The organism is Paenibacillus sp. J22R160 (assembly GCF_059692135.1).
The window spans coordinates 716,377-737,742 of sequence record NZ_JCAUAU010000003.1 but is presented as its reverse complement, the minus strand read 5'-3'; the positions used below and the strand labels follow the sequence as shown (position 1 = coordinate 737,742).

Genomic DNA, 21,366 nt, shown 5'->3' with positions numbered 1-21,366 from the left:
ATAGGAGGAACAGACGTTAGTGAATAGCGATGTGAAGCTAAAATTCGGGCGTAAAGTCATCTCGGTAGAAGAAGCCCGAAGCCTGCTTTCCGAATATGTCAACCATACCGAAACGGAAACCGTACCGTTATCCGCCGCGTTCAACAGGCGGCTAGCCGGGGATATTCATGCAGATCATCCAGTGCCTCATTTTCGCAGATCTGGTGTGGATGGGTACGCAGTATGTGCGACGGACATTGAGCAGGCTACGCCCGAAAATCCTGCTGTCTTGCATGTCATTGAGCATATTCCGAGCGGAACGGTTCCTAAACTCACGGTGCATTCCGGTGCTGCAGCCCGCATTATGACGGGTGCGCCTGTTCCGGATGGAGCGGATTGCGTAGTGATGCTGGAAATGACGGATGCGCTTCCCTTGCTGGACGTGGGGGTAAGTTCGACTCAGGTCTGCATCAAGAAAAATGTACCTGTAGGCAGCAATATAACCCCTATTGCCGGGGAAATAGCCGTAAAGGAGTTATTGCTGCCGCAAGGATCACAGATTGGACCTGGAGAAGCAGCGATATTAGCTACTTTTGGCTATTCTTACGTGCCTGTTTTCCGCAAACCGAGGGTAGCAATCTTCTCAACAGGCTCAGAGTTATTAAATGTTGAGGAAGCGCTTCAGCCTGGGCGAATTCGCAACAGCAACAGCTACATGCTTGCTGCCCAAGTGGAAGCAGCAGGCGGAGAAGCGGTTATCATGCAGGCACTCTCGGACAATGTGGAAGAGGTGGAAGTCGCGCTGCTGGAGACAATAGCCAACGTTGATCTCGTTATCACATCTGGCGGTGTCTCTGTTGGTGACTATGATGTTCTGGTGGATTTGTTTGGCCGGTTTACGGGTAAGCTTCTGTTTAACAAAGTGGCGATGCGGCCAGGCACTCCGACGAGTGCAGCTCTGTGGGAGAATAAGCTGCTGCTAGCGCTGTCCGGTAATCCAGGCGCATCGTTTGTAGGGTTTGAGCTGTTTGCCAAGCCGCTGATTAACATGATGACGGGCTGTCCATCACCTTACCCCGAAGCCGTTACAGCTTATCTGGATGTGGATTATGAGAAAGGTTCGGCATTCCCGCGCTATGTCAGAGGAACGACGCATGTGGAGAATGGCTGTTTGCGAGTTAAGCCTTCTGGCATCGATAAATCCAGCATCATGGTTTCCATTAAAGATGCGGATTGTTTGATTCAACTGTCTGCTGGAGGCTCGGGTTTTGCGAGGGACGAACGTGTTCTTATCTATCCAATCAAATAGAAAAAGGGCCTGCTTGCACTTAGCTTCTGTAAAAGAAGTTGGTGCAGGCAGGCCTTTTTTACAAGGAATAATCAGGTTGGATTAAAGGCGAGATTAGATTGCGAAAGTAGCTAAGATGATAACAAGCAGAACATAAAGGACAAGAACAACACCTACGGATCCGTATCCAGTTCCACAACCAGCTGCATATGACATAGTATCCCCTCCGGTTCTTAAGTATTTAAGTGGGTTGAATCACTATACATCAACATCATATGACGTAGAGACATTCGTTGATTGGACGTATGCCCTGATTTCGCAATGGAAAGCGCCTAATTAGGCGTAGGTATTGTTAATGATTTTCCAGTATACTTAAGCTTGAGGTGATACATAAATGAATGAAATTCGAGCATTAGAACAACAGGAAGTGCCGGAGAGTCTTGCTTTATCCCAGTTTGCTTTTCAATATGAGCTGAGCGCAGAGGAGCAGGAAGAGCGGGGTAATTGGACAGATCCAAAGCAAATTTGGGGCTATTTTGTTCAGGGTAAGCTAGCAGCGAAGCTTCAAATTAATCCATTTCATACGTGGCTCAATGGCGAGCGTTTTGCCATGGGCGGAATTGCGGGAGTAGCGACGTGGCCGGAGTACAGGCGTAATGGGATGGTCGCGAAGCTGATCCTTCAAGCACTCAAGGTCATGAAGGAGCAAGGGCAGACGCTTTCCTTTCTATCCCCATTTAAGTTTGAATTTTATCGGAAATATGGCTGGGAGACGTATATTGATTACCTGAAATATGAAATTCCTGGGGATAAGCTTCCTAAATTTCATGCCTCGGAAGGCAGTTCTATCGTTCGTGTGACGAAGGAATGGGAGTTATTGAATCCTATTTATGAGCAATATGCCCAGCAATTCAATGGCATGTTGAAGCGGGACGCTAATTGGTGGAACAACAAATATTTTAGAAACAAAAAAGGTATGGTAGCCCTCTATGAAAATGCGCAGGGCGAACGGACGGGGTATGTTTTTTATCAAGTGAAAGAGTTTACGGCAATCATTCATGAGATGGTGTTTTTAGATGAAGAAACAAGACGTGGGTTATGGAAGTTCATAGCGGATCATGATTCAATGATCTCCAAGGTGGAGGTTAAAGCGCCAATCGATGATCAACTGACTTTCTTAGTTCATGACCCTAAGTTTAAGCAAGAGAAAATAACATACTTTTCAGCGCGTATTGTAGATGTTGAAGCTTTCCTTAAGCAATATAGGTTTGAACTGCGCAAGGAAGTTGAACCGATCTATTTGAGGATTTCTGACCCGCATGCTGATTGGAACGACGGCATTTTCAAATTACAATTTACAGACAACGGGGAAAAAGCGCAGGTAACCAAGTTAGCTGAGGGTGAGCAACTAGCTGATGACCAGCTACTGACCTGTAGTATACAAACGCTGACAGCCTTATTTATGAGTTATCAAAAAGCGGGCTTTATGGCTAGAATTGAGCGGCTTCAAGGCTCGAAGGAGCTAGTTACGAGGTTGGAAGCAGCTATTCCGCAGCGGACGACGTATTTGGCGGATTTCTTTTAGATGAATCAGTCCCGGTGTTCCGGGGCTGATTTTTTATTTGGAGGGAACTACAGTCCGCTATCTCTCGGAAAAGGATGGTTTTGACATGTAAGGGAAACTACAGTTCGCTATTTTGCCGATTTCACCTGAAAATTACATCATTGATGGCAAATAAGAGCCGGTAGCTCCGTTCCGAAAGAGAAATGCTCAATTTTCCTCCAATAGCGGACTCCAGTTCCTTTGAGGCGATTCGATCAAGTAGATTTGGAGAGCCCGGAGTTGCAGGGCAGTTTATGTGAGGCTCTCAGTAGCCGTATGTTCGCCAAAATTAAAAAACCCGTGATCATCACGGGTTTAGTTTGTACACCTTAACAGTTTGGAAGCCGAATTTGCGTAAAGATTGCTTGGAGCCTGGAACAAAAATATCAACGCGTTTACCTTTGATTGATCCGCCAGTATCCGTTGCATAAGCATACATGCCGCCTTTCGGCAGGCCGTTGAAATCATAACCTTCTATATAGAGCTTAGATCCAAGTGGAATAACAGATGGATCTACAGCAACGGTTCCGATTCCTAATGGATTACCCATATAATCCAAAGCACCAAATCCGCCATTTTCAGATGGATCTGCCGAGTAGGCTGTTGACTCAAATAATTCATAATCAGGTGCGTGTTGATGGCCATCTTTACTTAGAATCGCTAGTTTGCTGCTTGCGTCCCATTGAACGGGGATGTCGGAAGCATTGCTTAGAAAGCGAAGTGGCACGTATACACGCCCGTTTTGGAACTCGGCATGTGTGTCCATCTCGACACGCGTGCTATCGATTTCGGCCTCTTTTTGACCTGACACTAAGGAAATAGAATGCTTGTCGTTGTTAAGGGTGACTTTGATTTCGTCGCCTTCCTTTTGCCATTGTACGTCATAACCCAGCTTCTCTGTTACGAAACGGATCGGTACTTGTGTTGCATGGTTGTCATCCAAATAAGGTTGTGCATCCGGAAATTGAACCAGGTCATCATTGACTTGAACTTTCACGTCCATACTCGCGGCTGCGTAAGCATGTCCCGAAAATAGGGAAAAAAAGCCCCCTGCCAAAACTGTGGCGGACACAGCAAGGCATGTTAACCCTTTTGTAAACAAATTCAATTGGAAATCCTCCTTCAAATGAGCCTCCGAGGTTAGTTGACGGGTTCGGGAAGAAGGTTCTCCCTAGTCTGCTCTGCGTACAGAGCAAATATTCACCCCATGTAAATCGTCCCCCGTACCGGCACTTTGTCTGTGCACCGGACTCGGCTTTAAATATTTTATCATTGATAGAATAAGAGAAACAACACCCAAAATATGGTTACAGGTCTTAGTGCGTACTGGACTTAGGTCTAGGTACAAAAACAGTCGGGAGTCCGTTTTGACATGTTTGCATTTCGGCTACGATAGTAGCATGAAGATTACGCGAAGGGCGGTTGCAATTATGAGTATGAATCGATCGAAAAGCTGGGCATTCATTCTAATAGCAGTAGGCTTCCTCATTTGTATGCATCAAGTTGGTATGCATTTTCATGTAATGGGATTGTTGATTCCTGTGGTGATGGTGGGGCTTGGTTATGTCGGGATTACTAATGGAAAGAAGATTGGATGGGTTATTTTTGGAGTTGGCGCTTTGATTTTAATTACAAAATTATCTGGATTCCTCGCGATTGTGTTTGCTGTGTGGTTAATCTATTACGGCTATCGCATGCTGAAGAAGCAAAACGATTCGGCGGAGTTCAAACTTTAATCAATAGGAACTTAGGGGGTGTGGGATAATGAGCGTATTTCATCGTATTGGTAAAATGGCGGATATGGCCTGGCAGGAAGCAGCAAGCAAGCTGGACCTGCATGAACGGGGAGGTTGCCACTCCGACTCCGGACGCTCCGGAGGATCGCCGGGCATCGCCGAGCTGGAGGAGCGCTACGAGGAGGCGCTGCAGCGAACGATAGAGCTGCGCAAGCTAAGCGTCGACGCGGAGGAGATGGCACAGCTGCGTGCCGAGCAGGCCGAGCTGGCCATGCGCGCTGGCGACGAAGAGCTGGCGCGTCTAGCGCTGCAAGAGAAGCTGCGCTTGGAAGCTGCCTGCGAGCAGTACCGCGCGCAGTACGCGAGCAGCCAGGACGTCTGCCTGGCGCTCGCAGATGAGCTGGCGGCGCAGCGTGCCGGCCGCGCAGCAGGCGCTGGACAGCCGCGCAGCGGGCTGTCCAAGGAAGAAGCTCGCGAGGCATTGCGCGAGCTGGAAGCGACCGGCCGCGAGCTCGGCCGGGAAGCGCTGCAGGGCCTGCGCGTGGCGGGGCGCGTGTCGCGAGAGACGCTGAAGGAGGCTGGCAGCAACCTCCAGCAGGAGCTGCGCAAGCTTCAGCAGGATTGGCGCGACAAGAAATAAGCCTCGCGTGATTGTACTGCGCCGCGCAAAGCATGCGGCGCAGCCGAGTTCCGGCCTCCATTCCTCTTATCAGATCCTTGCTGGGCAAGGATTTGCATCTTGGAGGCTGTCCATTCTTATGGTATGCTAGGAATCTATAATGAACGAATTAATCGGCAGCCAGAGGAGGTGCAGAGATGGGCGAAGAAACCAAAAACAACCGCAACCGGAATACAGCCCTAGTGCTGATTGGCGCCGGTCTTTTTTTGCTTCTGGATCATACGATAGGCTTTTTCCCCATTCTTGCGATTATCCTCGTCTTGCTGGGCATTCATCGAGTCCGTTCCCGCAAAGACCGCAAAGGTTTTGTGCTCATCGGAGTGGGAGCAGTCATTCTGTTTGGCGATCATGTTACGATTGTTTTCGCTATTGTTTTGATTTCACTAGGGTTCTTTTTCATCCGTTCTAAGCAGGTGCATAAAGATGACACCTATATTCAGAAGCAGAAGCTGATGGATAGCGTCCGTCTGGGACGTGAGCCTTGGATCATGCGCAATAGTTCAACGTGGTATATTATTGGCGAGACCTATATCGATCTCTCGCTGGCCATTTTGGAGCAAAAGGAAACGACGCTTATCCTGCAAGGTGTGATAGGCGATGTTGATATAAAGGTACCAGATGATATTGGCGTTTCAGTAGGAGCTTCTGTCACCTTTGGTCAAATCCAAGTCGGCAGTGAGCGCGAGTCTGGCGTAATGAACAAATTGCATTGGCAATCGTCCAATTATGAGAGCTGCGACCACCGTGTGAAACTTGTGCTTTCTTATATCGTAGGAGATATTAAAATCAAAGTGATGTAACAATCTAGAGGAGGTTCAGCGCATATTGGACGGCTATAAACGAAGATTGACGAATATGATATGGCGCAGTATGGCTGAATCGATTATTTTTAGTTTCTTTGTATTTGGCGCTATCATTTATTTTATGAACTCACGTAATTTAATCACGCCATTTACGAGCTGGCAGGAAGGCGTGCAATTCGTTTTCATGGCCATCATTATTATCGGCGGCATTGGGGCTGGGTACGGTTATTGGAACAGCTCACGAATTACACGCCGGCTTGAGCCGCTTATGGAAACGATGATTTTGCTTGAAAAAGGGACTTTCACCCGCGAAGGCTTTCAGAACGGCGAAGACGAGATTGGACGCCTTGGCGAGCAGCTGGGTCGGATTATGAAGCGTTGGGAAGAGCAGGTTACATCGCTGCAGCGTTTATCTAACAATAATGCCGAGCTTGCGGAGAAAGCGAAACTGTCGGCTGTTATTGAAGAACGGCAGCGACTGGCGCGGGAGCTGCACGATGCGGTAAGCCAGCAATTGTTCGCGATCTCCATGACCGCAACAGCTGTTGGCCGGACATTGGACAAGGATTTCGAGAGAGCCAAACGACAGATTCATTTGATCGAGGAGATGGCATCTGTAGCGCAATCGGAGATGAGGGCACTGCTGCTGCATCTAAGGCCTATCCATTTGGAAGGGAAACGATTGTCCGAAGGGCTTGTTGAGCTTCTCAAAGAGCTGGCGGCCAAGGTGCCGATGGCAATTACATGGGATATGGACGAAGAGATTCGTTTAAATAAAGGCATTGAGGATCACCTGTTCCGTATTGTACAGGAAGCTCTCTCGAACGCATTACGTCATTCCAAAGCGAATAAGCTCGAGGTCAAGCTGCTGCACCGCGCTGACGGCGTTCGTCTGGCGATCCGGGATGATGGTGTCGGGTTTGAACTGGATGCGAAGAAGCTTACCTCGTACGGTATCGTATCTATGAAGGAGCGGGTTAACGAAATTGGCGGCTCCGTTGATATTATTACAGCACCAGATCGTGGTACGCGTATCGAGATTCGAGTTCCAATTCTAGCTACAGAAATAGTGGAAAGTGTATAGTGGGTTGGTTTTTGATTGTTGGTTGTGGAAAGACAGTTTTGCTGACGAGAGGAGAAGCAAATGGACGATATGATGATTAAGGTCTTGCTTGTCGATGATCATGAAATGGTGAGGATCGGACTTGCCGCTGTTCTAGGAACGGAGGATGGCATTGAAGTGGTCGGAGAAGCCAGCAATGGGCAAGATGGCATTCGGTTGGCTCAGGAATATCGGCCAGATGTCGTGCTGATGGATTTGGTCATGGAAGGCATGGATGGGATCGAAACGACCCGGAAGCTGCTGCAGCTGTACCCGGATTGTAAAGTCATTGTGTTGACTAGCTTCTTGGATGATGAGAAAATGTATCCAGTGATTGAAGCTGGGGCTTTCAGTTATTTGCTCAAAACGTCTCGCGCTTCTGAAATTGCGCAAGCGATTCGAGCCGCGGCCAAAGGGCAATCCATTCTAGAGTCTCAGGTTGCCTCTAAGATTATGAACCGTTTCAGACAGCCTAAGGCGGCAGCGGAACCGCATGAAGAGCTGACTGATCGGGAAATGGAAGTCCTGCGGCTCATAGCCAAAGGGAAGTCGAATCAGGAGCTGGCGGATGATTTGTTTATCGGTGTGAAAACAGTGAAGTTTCACGTCACCAACGTACTCGCCAAGCTTGGTGTGGAAGATCGAACACAAGCTGCAATCTATGCCTTTAAGCACGGCTTGGCTGAGTAGCAACAAGGGACAAGGGAGCGATAAGGATGAATTTTCTCAAGCAATTGTGGAGCTGGTTTGGTTCCATTGCCATTTCTTTTGTTTTAGTCGTATTTCTTGGCGTTTTTGTATTCCAATCGACGAAAGTAATGGGACATTCTATGGATCCGACGCTGCATGACAGTCAGCGCGTGTATGTATCAAAGCTTTCTCATACGTTCAATTATGAACCCAATTATGAGGACATCGTCATCATTGATTCTAGAGTTGATTTGAAGCGGACGTTCAAGAACGATCTGCTTGACAGCCCATTGCTTAGCTTATTTACAAAAGGCGATGATAAACACGTCTGGATCAAACGTGTAATTGGGAAACCTGGCGATCGTTTAGAGATGAAAGACGATAAATTGTATCGAAACGGCCAGTTGCTCGAAGAGCCGTACTTGAACGAGGCGATGAGAGCAAATGGAAACAAGCAGTGGACGGTTCCCGAAGATCACGTATTCGTGATGGGAGATAACCGAAATAACAGTATGGACAGCCGAGTCATCGGATACGTTCCGCTCGATCATGTCTTAGGTAAGAAACTCTTCTAAAATAAAGCGGCCCTCTGGGTGAGCATGCAGATGCATGAGCTCATTCCAGAGGGCCGCTTTTTTCACATTACATCTGTGTATCGAGCAGCAGTCCTCTCATCGGAACCGGTAAGTAAGCTTGGAGCTTTGAACGGTATTGCCCGTAAGGCTTTAGATCAGAACGAGACAGTTGGAACAGCGCTTCAGATGGCAATTGCTGCAGCTCTCCGAGGCTGTTCGCCAAGGTAGCAGCGAAGCTGGTGAGGTTGCTGAAGCTTTTTCGAAAGGAGCCAGAAAGGCTGTTAACCTGACCTTGCAGCTCGTTTTCTTGGAGCTCGAGGCTGCCATCATCGAGCTTGTTAATACCGATTTCCTTGAGGGAATACGGCTTAGCAGCTTGCTCTAGCCCGGCAAGAAGGGAACGATTCAGGTACGCAGGTGACTCCCGCAAGGAGGTCTGAAGCTCATTATATGTATCTACAAATTCACGGATAGGCTCTAGGTTGGTTTCACTATTGCTGTTGCCCGGTCTTGCTTCGACCAAGGATTGTGCGGATCGTTTGGCGTTCTGGGCAGTTTGAACGAATCCAGCTACTTTTTTGGCCGCTGATTTCGCGATTTGTTGATACGGTGAGCCCTCATAAGGCAAATCAAGAGGCACGCGAATCGTCGTAGATTTACCGCCTGCGATGCCGCGGATACCGCTAACCCTATAGTAATCCTTATGGGTTTGGTAGCTATTTACTGCTGTTATCGGAGGATAGGCATAGATCAATTCAATCACCCCTTTTCACTTAAGTCTAGTATAGCATTCGCAGGTATTGGGGTAAATTGGTACTTGCCAGATGAAATTGAGCAAGGAGCTGAGTCATTTCCGCCAGGAACAACATAAGATAGCATTATTGCTTCTTGTGGAGGCGATGCAGCATGATTCGCAAACGGTTAGCTGCTAATGACGATCGGGCAATTCATCGTTTGGTAATTGAACAGTTAGCACCTTTTTCGAGACAATACCAGTCAGGTATGACGATCAGCTTTTCGGAAATTCGTAAGCGGCTGAACCATAACAAAACGTTTGTGGCAGCTAAAGGATATAAACAGCCATATGGCTTTATTTCGGTTATCCGCAAATCGAACGTGCTGTTCGTCGATATGCTAGCCGTCGATCCCCGTGAGCAGGGGAAAGGATTGGGGAAAGAGCTTATGAAGATGGCCGAGGAGTACGGGAAAAGTGAGCGCTGTCGCACAGCGGAACTTTTCGTCGATGATAGCAATCCCAATGCTATTGGCTTTTACACAAGCAAAGGATATGAAATTCAAGAGTATCTCCCTGAGCTAAGCTGCTACAGGATGAAAAAGAAGCTTGTTCGGTAAAACAAGGGCTGCTGATGAGCGAGTCATCGGCAGCCTTTTCTTCATTCGCTGAACATAACAGCTACCCGATCGAGTGGAATATCGATGGCACCTGAGCTAGGAGCAGGACCGCCGAAAAGCGGCGTCCCGAAGAAGCTTAATCGCTCCAGTTGCGGCTCTGGGCTGGATGGTTCTGAGTTTTCTTTCTTGGTTTGGACATGTTTCGCTTTGGCAGCGGTTTTGTTTTTCTTCTTCTTAGATGTCGTTGAACTAAGCGTCGGGCGATCCTCTTCATTCAGAATGAGCGTATTTTTCTCGAAACGGCTTAAAACTCCGAAGATTTGGGAACCATCATTAAGATAAAGCAGAACTGGCTTTCCGAACAGGCTTTTACAGGTTTTTTCGGTAATCGGATGAATGGGCTGCATAAGAGTCTTGGCACCTCCGTATTTGTATGTACTTTAGCCTATTCGGAAGGAGTCATTTCGGTATAGACGAATGTCTAGATCCGTATAAGAAATTGTTATAGCGAAAGTTCTCAGAAAAGTTGAATAGCTTGACAATTTTAGGTATGCTAAGCATATTAACTAATCCTAATAGAGAAAGAATGATGCATATATGAGTGGAGCTGTATTTTATATTTTCGGGGCAACTGGCGATTTAGCGAAAAGAAAGCTGTTTCCTGCTTTTTATAGCTTGTATCGTGAAGGGAAATTAGGAGAAAATTTTGCGGTTGTCGGACTGGCTCGCAGACCTCGGACGAATGAGCAATTCCGTGATGACGTGAAGCATTCGATCCAAGAATTTGCCCGTTACAAAATTACGGATGATGAGGAATGGACTCGTTTCGCAGGACGTTTTGAATACATGTCGCTTGATATTAACAATGTGGCCGGCTTCCATGAGTTAAACGTGTTATCCACAAGACTGGATGAACAATATCAGACTGGTGGCAACCGCTTGTTCTACCTGGCTTTGGCGCCAGAGCTTTTCGGCAATGTTTCGTACAATTTAAGCGAAGGTGGCTTGCTCAACACCAAAGGTTGGCACCGTCTTGTCATTGAGAAACCATTCGGCTACGATCTACCTTCGGCGGAGCGTTTGAACGGTCAACTCCGTCAAGTGTTTGAGGAGAAGGATATTTACCGTATCGACCACTACCTCGGTAAAGAAATGGTGCAAAACATTGAGTTTGTGCGTTTCGCGAACGCCTTCTTTGAGCCGCTATGGAACAATAAATACATAGCAAATATTCAAATTACATTAAGCGAAACTGTTGGTGTTGAAGAGCGTGGCGGATATTACGACCACTCCGGCGCTTTGCGCGATATGGGCCAGAACCATATGCTGCAAATGCTAATGATGATGGCGATGGAGCCGCCTAGCCGCTTGCATCCGGAAGATATTCGCGATGAGAAAGTTAAGGTTCTGCGTTCTTTGCGCTTGTTCGAAAATGGCGATGATGTTCGTGCGAATGTCGTTCGAGGTCAATATTCGAATGGCTCAAGCAAAGGCAAGAGCTTACCAGCTTACCGTGAGGAAGATTCCGTGAATCCGCAATCGACGACGGAAACGTATTTCGCTGCGCGTGTGCATGTTGATAATTTCCGCTGGGCCGGTGTGCCGTTCTACATTCGGACAGGGAAAAGGCTGCCGGTCAAAACAACAGAGGTTGTTGTTGAATTCAAGAACATTCCGAACAATGTTTATTTGGCTAAAAAGCATGAGATGGATCCGAATCTGCTTGTATTCCGCGTAAATCCGATGGAAGGCATTTACTTAAAGATGAATGCGAAGCAGCCTGGATCTGAAGGCGTAATCGTTCCGGTTGCCATGGATTTCTGCCAAAGCTGCCAAATCGGCATTAACACACCGGAAGCGTATGAGCGTTTGCTGTATGATGCAGCACGTGGAGATTCTACGTACTTCACCCGTTGGGATGAAGTGGCGCTTGCTTGGTCATATGTAGACCGCATCGCTGCGGCATGGAATGAGAGAACGGATGATCTGAAAGAATATCCGGCTGGATCTTGGGGACCTGAAGAGGCGACGAAGATGCTGATGGACGACGGGTTTAAGTGGTGGCCGATCAATGGTCAAAATGAAGGCGAAGTCGATTGGGAAACCGTTCAAAAAACGACGGTTTTAACTTAAGTACACGTGCATAACATCCAATAGGCGACTGACGCCTATTGGATTTTTTGTGGTATAATAGATCTTACGGAGTAAATCCTTACTATTATACTTGGGGTGCGTTTATGTCACGAAGAGCTTTTATAAGGTGGCTGCTTGCAATCGGGGCTGCATTGGTTGGATTAAGTGCTTTTTTTAGTCAAATGTTTAAGAAAAAATTCATGGCGGAAGAACTTCCAGCTGTTTCATCTGCTTCACCCGAGCCCGCTCAAGCTGTGGCGCAGCCTTCGGCAGAACCGTTGCCGACAGGTCCGCTAATGTCCTATTTTATATTAAGCGATCTTCATATCACCGCAGGTGACCCATTAACCGTGAAGAAATTGAGGCAAGCGCTAGATGATATTACCCATTTCGAAGGTCCAGTTGACGCTATCATGTTAACAGGTGATTTAACCGATACAGGAACGGAACGAGATTATAAGGAGCTGCGTACCATTGTAAGTGAGTATAAACTTCCTCCTGTTCATGCGAACATGGGAAACCACGACTATTACACGATTTGGATCAATAAAGCGAATAACTGGGATCAAGCGGCCGTTCCGAACGGCAAAAGCGATGAAGTCAGCCGGGAGCAATTCAAAAAGTTTTTTGGCTACAAGTCGCTTTATAATGATTTTACGACGAAAGGTCACTCCATTCTGCTGCTTTCACAAGAAGCCTATGTGCAGGAGAAGCCCGAAGTCGGTGAAGGCGCATGGTATTCCGATGAGCAGTTGGCGTGGTTCAAGGAGCGGGTTAAAGCGCTGTATCAACCGGGTAGACCGCTGTTCGTTATGACACATCAACCGCTGCCGCCGAATGGCACAGATGGGGGATCTCACCAATTAATCCGCGCAATCCAATTCCGCGAAACGCTGAAGCCCTATAAGAATGTATTCGTCTTCTGTGGACACCGTCATCAAGATTTCCAGAATGGGACTCCGCATTATGTGAAGGAAACATTCCATTATTTCCACAATGCATCGGTTGGCAGAACGCTGAACCGAGCTTATCAACAGGAAGCCAAGAATAAAGCTCAGGGTATCTATGTCCAAGTATTTGCCGATAAGGTCGTCGTACGAGGCAGAGAATTCAGCAACCGTACGTTCCTTGACGAAGCGAATTGGAGTATCGATTTGCAGAAGGCCCAAGCTTAATCAATAAGCAGTACTTAGCAGTATCCATGTAAAAGAAGAAGGGAATTAAACTAACAAATGACTACGCAACTCACAAAGCTACTCGAAACGGAAGTCGCTAAGCGACGCACGTTCGCGATTATTTCTCACCCGGATGCGGGGAAAACAACACTGACCGAAAAACTGTTGTTATTCGGAGGCGCGATTCGCTTAGCCGGAACGGTTAAAGGGCGCAAAGCCAGCAAGCATGCAACATCTGACTGGATGGAAATTGAAAAGCAACGTGGAATTTCCGTTACGTCCAGTGTGATGCAATTCGACTATGAAGGGCACCGGGTTAACATTCTGGATACACCTGGTCACCAAGACTTCAGTGAGGACACGTACCGGACACTTACGGCTGCGGATAGCGCGGTGATGTTGATTGACGTGGCCAAAGGGGTCGAGACGCAGACCAAGAAGTTATTCCAGGTTTGCCGGATGCGAGGCATTCCGATCTTTACGTTTATTAATAAATTGGACCGCGAAGGACGCGATCCGTTCGAACTCCTGGAAGAGCTGGAGGAAGTGCTCGGCATTCGATCTTATCCGATGAACTGGCCGATTGGGTCAGGCAAACAGTTCTGTGGCGTGTATGATCGCGGTAAGTCGCAGCTAGAGCTGTACAATGGTGAAGATCACAAAGAAATTGAAGTGCGCAAGGTAGAAGGGGTGGAAGATCCGCTGGTTCGTCAAATTGCCGGCGAATTCCTACATCAGCAGCTACGCAATGACATTGAACTGCTGGACGTAGCGGGTGATCCCTTCGATATGGAGAAGGTGCTGAAGGGCGAGCTTACGCCTGTTTTTTTCGGAAGTGCCGTGAACAATTTCGGTGTGCAGACGTTCCTGGAGAACTTCTTGCAGCTGGCGCCAAAACCAGAGCCGCGCAACAGCACGGCAGGTGTGATCGAGCCTACCAAAGAAAAGTTCTCGGGCTACGTTTTCAAAATTCAAGCGAATATGAATCCGGCTCACCGCGACCGCGTTGCTTTCCTGCGCATTGTGTCCGGCAAATTTGAGCGCGGCATGTCGGTTAAGCATGTTCGTATGGGCAAAGATATTAAGCTGGCTCAACCTCAGCAGTTTCTGGCGCAAGACCGCGATATCGTGGAACAGGCATTCCCTGGCGATATCATCGGTTTGTTCGATCCGGGTATTTTCCGTATTGGAGATTCGCTGAGCGAAGGGGAAGCAATCGTTTTCGACGAGCTTCCAACGTTCTCGCCGGAGCTTTTCAGCAAGGTTTCGATTAAAAACGCGCTGAAGCAAAAGCAGTTTCTCAAGGGCATCGATCAATTGACGGAAGAAGGCATGATTCAAGTCTTCACGACGATCGGTTTTGAAGATATGATTCTAGGGGTCGTTGGGCAATTGCAGTTCGAGGTGCTTGAACACCGGATGAGATCGGAATATGGTGTAGATATCCTACTTCAGCGTCAGAATTATCAGTTCGCTCGCTGGATTATTGATGATAAGATCGATCCGAGTAAATTCCGTATTAATTCCCAGCTTGTGAAGGATAAAAAAGGGAACTACGTCGGGTTATTCGAAAGTGAATATGCCTTAAGATCTTCCATAGAGAAGAACCCCAATGCGAAGTTTTTAACGAGTGCTCCATAAGACTGTAAATAACTCGAAGAGGCTGTGCACCAGACTAAAATCTGGCGTGCGGTCTCTTCTTTTTTGGTTGCCGATGGACGATTTGCTTCATACAATAAGTACGGGTTACGAATACAGGCACGCAGGCCTTAAGGATGTGAAAGAGAGACCGTGCATCTACTGATCATTGCTCCTGAGCAAATTCCAGTGCCGCCGCTAAAAGGTGGATCCGTTGAAATATGCATTTATGCGATTGCCCGGCAGCTTGCCAAACAGCATCAGGTGACCATCATTTCGAGACAACACCGTGCTTATAAAAGCACAACCCGGAGGGGTTCGCTCAAAGTTATAAGGGTTCGGGCGGAGAGCTCGCAACAATACTTGAAGGAAGTTATGAAGGCGATGAAGGGTGAGAAATTCGATTGGGTCCAGGTAGATAACAGACCTGTATACGCGGCAACCATTAAACGCCAGTTTCCCCAAAGTCCTGTCTCTCTGTTCCTACATTCCTTAACGTTTGTGAAACCGCCTTATATTTCGATATCGAAGTGCTCTGCACTGCTAAGTAAAGTGGATTGGGTTGTAGGAAACAGTTCCTCGCTGGAACAGGAATTGGTACGGTTGTTTCCCAAGCGCCGCGCCAAGCTGCATCACATTTATCTGGGGACAGATATTAAGCGATTCAAGCCCGGATCGGCAGCAAAGAGACTGCGGTTAAGAAAAAAATACCGGATCGGCCGTGGTTTCCATATCCTTTATGCCGGCAGACTGATTAAACGCAAAGGGATTACGAAATTAATTAAAGCCGTACATTTGGCTAGGAAAAAGGTAGCTGGCTTGAAGCTGTTGATTGCTGGCGGGGAGCAAAGGAAGGGGTACAAAGCGTCCTTGCAGAGAAAGGCCCGCAGGCTTGCAGTGCCAACAAAGTTTCTGGGAAATATTCCTCATCGTAACATACACGAGGTGTATGGCCTTGCCAATTGCTTCGTATGTCCTTCGCAAGAGCATGAGGCTTTTGGATTAGTGAACGTGGAAGCGATGGCTTCCGGGCTCCCGGTAATTGCCTCGGCTAACGGGGGGATTAAAGAAATCATACAGCACGGACATAATGGGTTATTGATCCGGAACTTCAGAAGTCCCAGAGCCTTCGCACGAGGGATTACGGCCATAGCTGCACGGAGAAAGTGGGCAGACGACTTAGCGAAGCAAGCACGGGGCGATGCCGTCAAGCAATTCAGCTGGCAGGCCACAGCGCAATCACTGGCCGACTTCTATAGACTGAAGCTGGAGGAAAGACATGAGAAAAATTCTAAAGAAACGGACTAAAGTTAGATATCCGAGATACGTCATGAGCAAGATTGGCAAAACCAAGGCAGTAGAAGCCACTGCAGCTCTAAGGGAATATGTGCCGACGACGAAATGGATGACAGCAGAGACGCTGAAGCAAATGCTGAATCAACATAAAATGGTCTATATTAAGCCTAATGTAGGTATGTTCGGAAATGGTGTAATCCGCGTGGAGATGTCGGACGGCGAGGGAGAAATCATGCCGTATTCGTATCAGCTTGGGGTCAATTTGAAACGATTTAAAACGTTTGAAGACATGTATGCTTCCATCACTAAGAAGACGGGAAAAGCACGGTATCTGGTACAGAAAGGGATTCACCTGCTGAAATATAAAGGGAACCGTTTCGACCTGCGAATTATGGTGCAGCAAACACCTTTGCGCGATTGGGAAACAACTGGCGTGATCGGCAGAGTAGCACATCCGAGTAAAATCGTGACGAACTTTCACAGCGGAGGAACTTTGAAGCCGGTGGATACACTGCTGCATAGCTATTTGCCTGCCGGTGAGCGGGATGACTACGTCAGGAAACTGCATGTGCTTGGGAAACGTGTGGCTAAAGCGATTAATACGAAGTACCGGGGAGTTAAGGAAATCGGCGTGGATGTTGCTCTGGATAAAGATATGCATCCATGGATCCTAGAGGTCAATACGAGTCCAGATCCTTATATTTTCCGCAGACTAAGGGATAAGCGTGTATTCGCAAAAATACAGAGATACGCCAAAGCATACGGCCGGTTATGAAATCATAACCGGTCTGTTGTCATATCGATGAAAGCTTTGCTCGATTTCGTATACGGAAACCGGCGGACTTAAGAGATAGCCTTGGATGGTGGTGCAGGTGGTTTCTCGCAAGATTTCAAGCTGGCTCAATTCTTCTACACCTTCAGCTACCACTTGTACGTTAAGGGCGTGACCAAGGTGAATAATGGCGTTGGTTATTGCTAAATCGTCTTTATTGCTATGTATATTTTTTACGAAGGAACGGTCAATTTTCAAGCAGTGAATAGGAAAATGTTTCAGATAATTCAGTGAGGAGTAGCCGATTCCGAAATCATCGATGGAGATGGAGATTCCTTTCTTGCAGAGCTTCTCTAATACAGCTATGGTATTTTCCATGTTTTGCATAATGGAGCTTTCGGTGATTTCGAATTCCAGATAGGCGGGATTGATGCCGGTCTGTTCAATGATATGAATGGCTTTATCCGAGAAGCTTTCGTCTTGGAATTGGCACGGTGAGATGTTGACGGCAACCTGATAGTCCAAAATGCCGGCTTCGAGCCATCTCACCTTCTGGAGGCAAGCCTCGCGGAGCACCCATTCGCCAAGGGGCAGAATCAAACCGCTCTCTTCTGCAAGCGGAATGAACTCGTTAGGCGGAATCATGCCAAGCTTGGGATGATTCCATCGCACTAATGCTTCCAGACAAATAATTTTGCCGGTAGAGAGCTCAAGGCGCGGCTGGTAATATAAGATGAGCTGATTTTCTATAATAGCCTTGCGCAGCTCGGTTTCCATTTCCATGGAGCTTGCATGTTGCGGTGAAAGCATGGGATGGAAGGTGACAAGCTTATTTTTGCCCGTATGTTTAGCGGCTTGAAGTGCTTGATCAGCTTGCGTCAACGCTTGTTCCATGGTAGTTGCCGTTAGCTCGACTGCACTCATGCCCATACTGACGTTAATGTAACATTCATGCTCTTGAATCATAAACGACTGATCAAAAAGCTGCTGTACTTGCTGAATACTTTGGGACAACTGTTCCTGATGGCGTGCGTGTAGAACCAGTGCAAATTCATCATCACCGGATCGAACCATGAGACTGCAATTAGGAACAGAGCGCAGTCGATGAGCGACTTCAGTTAGCAGACGATCACCGGAAGCGTAGCCGAGTGAGAAATTGATATGTCGAAACCGGTCAATATCCAAGATAAGAATGATTTGATTTTGTGCGTCGCGCTTAGCTCCGCTATGACGTCTAACAGCTTTTTTGATCAAAATTAAAAGTTGACTTCGAGTCACTTTTTTCATGCTTCGGCGAGTACCGATTGTTCTTGATGAGGCTAAGTGAAGAAAGCGCTGGGCTACGTTCATTGTGATCACTCATTCCCATCATAGTTGTCCATGTAACCTTAATCATAAAACGAAAGGCAAGGAATAGGCAATATAATTAATTAGATCATTTTACAGAAATTGGTCGTTTTGTGTTAGTTTTATTTGTTGGAAATCGGGAGTGGTGTCGAAAGTGAGGCGCATATTTTTTGGACGTAATGTATTGACAAAAATAGCCCTTGAATGAGAAAATGTACGCGTGTACATAATGGATTTCAGGAATGAAAATGGAGGCTTTCTACATGGTGACTAGAAAAGAGGTTGCTGAATTAGCTGGCGTTTCCGAAGCGACCGTTTCCCGTGTATTTAATGGGCTCGGGCCCATGAAGCCTGCTACCAAAGCGCGTGTTCTGGAAGCGGCTAACCAGCTGAATTATCATCCGAATGCGATTGCGCAAAGTTTTGCACGAAGACGCAGCGGAAATCTCGGCGTGGTGCTTCCATATATGCCGAAGGTGCATCTGTTTTCAGCGTATTATTTTGCGGAAATTTTAAGCGGGATCGGCGAGCAAGTAAGGGAGCAAGGGTATGACTTGCTTCTATCCCTTTTGAAGCCGGATGAAAGCTTGGACTACGCAAGACTCTACCGATCGCAGAAAGTGGATGCTTGTGTCATCTTGGGCGCACGAGATACGCAACAGCAGCGAGAATCGCTCCAACAGCTGCAGGAGCAGGGTCACCCTTTCTGCTTGGTTAATCAGCACTTTGAAGGTTTAGCTTTTCACGAAGTGGATGCTGATCATGTGGATGGCAGCTATCAGGCTGTCCGCCATTTGCAGGAGGAGGGCTATCGGAGAATCGCCTTCTTGAACGGATCGCCGGAGTACTCCAATTCCGGGGACAGGCTTCAAGGGTATCTGAGTGCGATGCATGATGCTGGGCTTCAGGCTCCACACGAACTGCTGCTCGAAGGCAATTACAGCCGGAAAAGCGGCTACGAAGCAGCCGAGAAGCTTTGGGCCCAACGGGAGCAGGTGGAAGCGGTTTTTGCCGCCAATGACCGCATGGCCATCGGCCTGATGCAAGGACTCCGGGAAAAAGGTTGGGTAGCAGGGCGCGACTTTGCCGTTGTCGGCTGCGATGATTCCGATGCTGCCAAACTCAGCGACCCACCGCTCAGCAGTATTCATGTGCCATTTTATGAAATGGGAAAAGTAGCAGCACGAGGCGTACTGGCTCGCGTCTTGCAGGGGGAAAGCACAGAGCCTCCAAATGTTAAGTTGCCAACTCAACTAATCATTCGTCAATCATCTAAAAGCCGTTCACTTATATAGGCGGAAAGCTATGAGATAGGGAGACTGGGATTAAGAAACGATTATGCACTTAAGGAGGCTTTCTATCTATATGAAATCATTCAATATTGGTATGGTCGGTTATAAATTTATGGGTAAAGCGCACAGTCATGCTTATAAAGATTTACATATGTTTTTCCCGCAGACGGCGGTGCCGAAAATGAAGCTCATCTGCGGTCGCGATGAGAACGGTGTCAAAACCGCAGCCGAGCAATTCGGCTGGGACGGTTACGTCACCGACTGGCGCGAGCTGGTCACGCATCCTGAGATCGACATCGTCGATATCAATGCGCCCAGCGACGCGCACAAGGAAATCGCGCTTGCTGCGGCTAAGGCCGGCAAGCACCTGTTCTGTGAGAAGCCGCTGGCGCTGAGCCTTGCGGACGCAAGGGAGATGCTGGAGGCGGCTGAAACAGCTGGGGTGAAGCACATGGTGGGCTTCAACTATCGGTTTGCTCCTGCGGTGCAGCTCGCGAAGAAGTTGGTCGAGAGCGGTCGACTCGGCCAGATCTATCACTTCCGCGCTTGGTTCCTGCAGGACTGGATCGTAGATCCGACGTTCCCGCTGGTGTGGCGATTGCAGAAGGAGATTGCCGGCTCTGGGTCGCACGGCGACTTAGGCGCACATCTGATTGATCTGGCGCACTACCTGGTCGGCGATATGACAGAAGTCATTGGGATGAGCGAGACGTTCGTGAAGGAGCGCCCACTGCCGAGCTCGATGACAGGGCTAAGCGCCAAAGGCAGCAAGGATGCGCCGCACGGACCGGTAACCGTGGATGACGCAACGCTATTTATGGCTCGTTTCGCGAATGGGGCACTGGGCAGCTTCGAAGCAACACGGTTTGCACCCGGTCACCGGTGCACGAATTCTTTTGAAATTAACGGCAGTAAGGGCAGTGTGAAGTTTGATTTTGAGCGTTTGAACGAGCTGCAGGTCTATTTTACAAGTGATGAAGAGGATGTTCAGGGCTTCCGCCGTGTTCTAGCAACGGATGCGCCTCACGCCTATATGGATGCTTGGTGGCCGGCCGGACATACCATCGGGTATGAGCATACGTTCGTACACGAGGTTGTTGAGCTTATGAACGCGCTTACAGAGGATCGTCAGCCGGTTCCGAATTTTGTGGATGGCGTGAAGTGTCAAGTGGTGCTAGAAGCCGTGGATCAATCCATTGAGCAGCGCCGTTGGGTGAAAATTAGCGAAGTTTAAGCTTAATCATAAGCGGAGAGGAGCTTGTACAAGATGAGTAAACAAGCATTGATTGTTTGGGGTGGTTGGGATGGTCATCAACCGGAGGAAGTGGCGGGCATTTTTGCAGGGTTGTTGCGCGAGGAAGGTTTTGGTGTGGAGGTATCTGATACACTGGACAGCTTTAAGGATGCGGAGCGCTTGAAAGGTATTGATCTTATTGTACCCGTATGGACGATGGGGAGAATTGAGAAAGAGCAGTTGACGCCTTTACTTGCCGCGGTCAAAGAAGGCGGAACTGGGATTGCCGGCTGCCACGGCGGGATGGGGGACTCCTTCCGGAATGAAGTCGAATTTCAGTATATGGTCGGCGGCCAATGGGTAGCTCATCCGGGCAATGACGGGGTTACGTACACGGTGCGGATCAAAGATCGCCAGCATTCTCTGACGGAGGGGATAGACGATTTCGTTGTCGTCTCTGAAAAGTATTACATGCATGTCGATCCTGCTATTCAGGTTCATGCGGTGACGGATTTTGGCGATGCGGAGATGCCGGTGGTTTGGACCAAAACCTATGGCGAAGGCAAGGTGTATTATAACTCCCTTGGTCATCAAGCCAACATCGTACGGATGCCGGAAACACTTGAGCTAATGCGCCGCGGCTTGCTGTGGGCGACACGATAACGAAGAGG

The 21,366-nt window shown here is 48.1% G+C and carries 22 protein-coding genes and 1 riboswitch; of the genes, 17 read left to right on the top strand and 5 right to left on the bottom strand.

All coding sequences use genetic code 11. The features are described 5' to 3' along the window. The first annotated feature begins 19 nt into the window (after positions 1-19). Positions 20-1,288, top strand: a complete 1,269-nt coding sequence (locus AC58UW_RS10450) for a molybdopterin molybdotransferase MoeA (RefSeq protein ID WP_497420594.1) — start codon at positions 20-22, stop codon at positions 1,286-1,288. 93 nt (positions 1,289-1,381) lie between these two features. Here AC58UW_RS10450 and AC58UW_RS10445 read toward each other — a convergent pair whose 3' ends face one another. Further along, positions 1,382-1,483 (bottom strand): sporulation protein YjcZ, encoded by a 102-nt coding sequence (locus tag AC58UW_RS10445; RefSeq protein WP_145666491.1) that lies wholly within the window; start codon positions 1,481-1,483, stop codon positions 1,382-1,384. A 178-nt stretch (positions 1,484-1,661) separates the two neighbouring features. Between AC58UW_RS10445 and AC58UW_RS10440 the strand changes: the two genes are divergently transcribed. After that, positions 1,662-2,852: a GNAT family N-acetyltransferase gene (locus AC58UW_RS10440; protein WP_497420593.1), complete on the top strand. Its 1,191-nt coding sequence runs from the start codon at positions 1,662-1,664 to the stop codon at positions 2,850-2,852. 325 nt (positions 2,853-3,177) lie between these two features. On the opposite strand, the gene AC58UW_RS10435 is transcribed toward AC58UW_RS10440, so the two are convergent. Beyond that, positions 3,178-3,978 carry a stalk domain-containing protein gene (locus AC58UW_RS10435; protein ID WP_497420592.1) on the bottom strand — a complete coding sequence of 267 codons (801 nt, stop codon included), beginning with the start codon at positions 3,976-3,978 and terminating at the stop codon, positions 3,178-3,180. Positions 3,979-3,984: 6 nt separating this feature from the next. Continuing rightward, positions 3,985-4,137, bottom strand: a riboswitch (cyclic di-AMP (ydaO/yuaA leader). Between the two features lie 169 nt (positions 4,138-4,306). Here AC58UW_RS10435 and AC58UW_RS10430 point away from each other — a divergent pair. The 6 genes from AC58UW_RS10430 to lepB all read left to right on the top strand — a co-directional run bounded on the left by AC58UW_RS10430 (position 4,307) and on the right by lepB (position 8,455). Next, positions 4,307-4,606 (top strand): LiaF transmembrane domain-containing protein, encoded by a 300-nt coding sequence (locus AC58UW_RS10430; protein WP_497420591.1) that lies wholly within the window; start codon positions 4,307-4,309, stop codon positions 4,604-4,606. A 28-nt stretch (positions 4,607-4,634) separates the two neighbouring features. Then, a complete protein-coding gene (locus tag AC58UW_RS10425) occupies positions 4,635-5,246 on the top strand; it encodes a PspA/IM30 family protein (protein ID WP_497420590.1) in 612 nt (203 codons plus the stop codon). Positions 5,247-5,422: 176 nt separating this feature from the next. After that, positions 5,423-6,085, top strand: coding sequence for a cell wall-active antibiotics response protein LiaF (gene liaF / locus AC58UW_RS10420; RefSeq protein ID WP_497420589.1), 663 nt, complete (start codon positions 5,423-5,425; stop codon positions 6,083-6,085). Between the two features lie 25 nt (positions 6,086-6,110). After that, positions 6,111-7,172 carry a sensor histidine kinase gene (locus tag AC58UW_RS10415; protein ID WP_497420588.1) on the top strand — a complete coding sequence of 354 codons (1,062 nt, stop codon included), beginning with the start codon at positions 6,111-6,113 and terminating at the stop codon, positions 7,170-7,172. Positions 7,173-7,232: 60 nt separating this feature from the next. After that, positions 7,233-7,880, top strand: coding sequence for a response regulator transcription factor (locus tag AC58UW_RS10410; protein ID WP_497420587.1), 648 nt, complete (start codon positions 7,233-7,235; stop codon positions 7,878-7,880). 26 nt (positions 7,881-7,906) lie between these two features. After that, on the top strand, positions 7,907-8,455 hold the full coding sequence (lepB, locus tag AC58UW_RS10405; RefSeq protein WP_497420586.1) for a signal peptidase I: 549 nt from the start codon (positions 7,907-7,909) through the stop codon (positions 8,453-8,455). Between the two features lie 67 nt (positions 8,456-8,522). Here the strand turns inward: lepB and AC58UW_RS10400 are convergent, their stop codons facing one another. Next, positions 8,523-9,209: a hypothetical protein gene (locus tag AC58UW_RS10400; protein WP_497420585.1), complete on the bottom strand. Its 687-nt coding sequence runs from the start codon at positions 9,207-9,209 to the stop codon at positions 8,523-8,525. A 152-nt stretch (positions 9,210-9,361) separates the two neighbouring features. On the opposite strand from AC58UW_RS10400, the gene AC58UW_RS10395 reads away from it, so the two are divergent. Continuing rightward, positions 9,362-9,808 carry a GNAT family N-acetyltransferase gene (locus AC58UW_RS10395; protein ID WP_497420584.1) on the top strand — a complete coding sequence of 149 codons (447 nt, stop codon included), beginning with the start codon at positions 9,362-9,364 and terminating at the stop codon, positions 9,806-9,808. 41 nt (positions 9,809-9,849) lie between these two features. Here AC58UW_RS10395 and AC58UW_RS10390 read toward each other — a convergent pair whose 3' ends face one another. Further along, a complete protein-coding gene (locus tag AC58UW_RS10390; RefSeq protein WP_497420583.1) occupies positions 9,850-10,215 on the bottom strand; it encodes a hypothetical protein in 366 nt (121 codons plus the stop codon). 190 nt (positions 10,216-10,405) lie between these two features. Here AC58UW_RS10390 and zwf point away from each other — a divergent pair, with 190 nt between their 5' ends. From zwf to AC58UW_RS10365, 5 genes are all read left to right on the top strand, one after another. Continuing rightward, entirely contained in the window at positions 10,406-11,941 is a 1,536-nt protein-coding gene (gene zwf, locus AC58UW_RS10385) for a glucose-6-phosphate dehydrogenase (protein WP_497420582.1), read from the top strand. A 182-nt stretch (positions 11,942-12,123) separates the two neighbouring features. Further along, the gene (locus tag AC58UW_RS10380) at positions 12,124-13,116 is read left to right on the top strand and encodes a metallophosphoesterase family protein (RefSeq protein ID WP_497420581.1); all 993 of its coding nucleotides are present in this window, start codon (positions 12,124-12,126) and stop codon (positions 13,114-13,116) included. Positions 13,117-13,173: 57 nt separating this feature from the next. Further along, positions 13,174-14,757: a peptide chain release factor 3 gene (locus AC58UW_RS10375; protein ID WP_497420580.1), complete on the top strand. Its 1,584-nt coding sequence runs from the start codon at positions 13,174-13,176 to the stop codon at positions 14,755-14,757. Between the two features lie 150 nt (positions 14,758-14,907). Next, a complete protein-coding gene (locus AC58UW_RS10370; protein ID WP_497420579.1) occupies positions 14,908-16,062 on the top strand; it encodes a glycosyltransferase family 4 protein in 1,155 nt (384 codons plus the stop codon). Beyond that, positions 16,034-16,825, top strand: coding sequence for a YheC/YheD family protein (locus AC58UW_RS10365; RefSeq protein WP_497420578.1), 792 nt, complete (start codon positions 16,034-16,036; stop codon positions 16,823-16,825). Before AC58UW_RS10370 ends, AC58UW_RS10365 begins: the two co-directional genes overlap by 29 nt. Here the strand turns inward: AC58UW_RS10365 and AC58UW_RS10360 are convergent. Next, positions 16,820-18,076 carry a putative bifunctional diguanylate cyclase/phosphodiesterase gene (locus AC58UW_RS10360; RefSeq protein ID WP_497420577.1) on the bottom strand — a complete coding sequence of 419 codons (1,257 nt, stop codon included), beginning with the start codon at positions 18,074-18,076 and terminating at the stop codon, positions 16,820-16,822. The genes AC58UW_RS10365 and AC58UW_RS10360 overlap by 6 nt on opposite strands. A 356-nt stretch (positions 18,077-18,432) precedes the next feature. Between AC58UW_RS10360 and AC58UW_RS10355 the strand changes: the two genes are divergently transcribed. From AC58UW_RS10355 to AC58UW_RS10345, 3 genes are all read left to right on the top strand, one after another. Next, positions 18,433-19,464: a LacI family DNA-binding transcriptional regulator gene (locus AC58UW_RS10355; protein WP_497420576.1), complete on the top strand. Its 1,032-nt coding sequence runs from the start codon at positions 18,433-18,435 to the stop codon at positions 19,462-19,464. A gap of 70 nt (positions 19,465-19,534) precedes the next feature. After that, positions 19,535-20,695 (top strand): Gfo/Idh/MocA family protein, encoded by a 1,161-nt coding sequence (locus AC58UW_RS10350; protein WP_497420575.1) that lies wholly within the window; start codon positions 19,535-19,537, stop codon positions 20,693-20,695. A gap of 33 nt (positions 20,696-20,728) precedes the next feature. Further along, positions 20,729-21,358 carry a ThuA domain-containing protein gene (locus AC58UW_RS10345; protein WP_497420574.1) on the top strand — a complete coding sequence of 210 codons (630 nt, stop codon included), beginning with the start codon at positions 20,729-20,731 and terminating at the stop codon, positions 21,356-21,358. Positions 21,359-21,366: the final 8 nt, after the last annotated feature.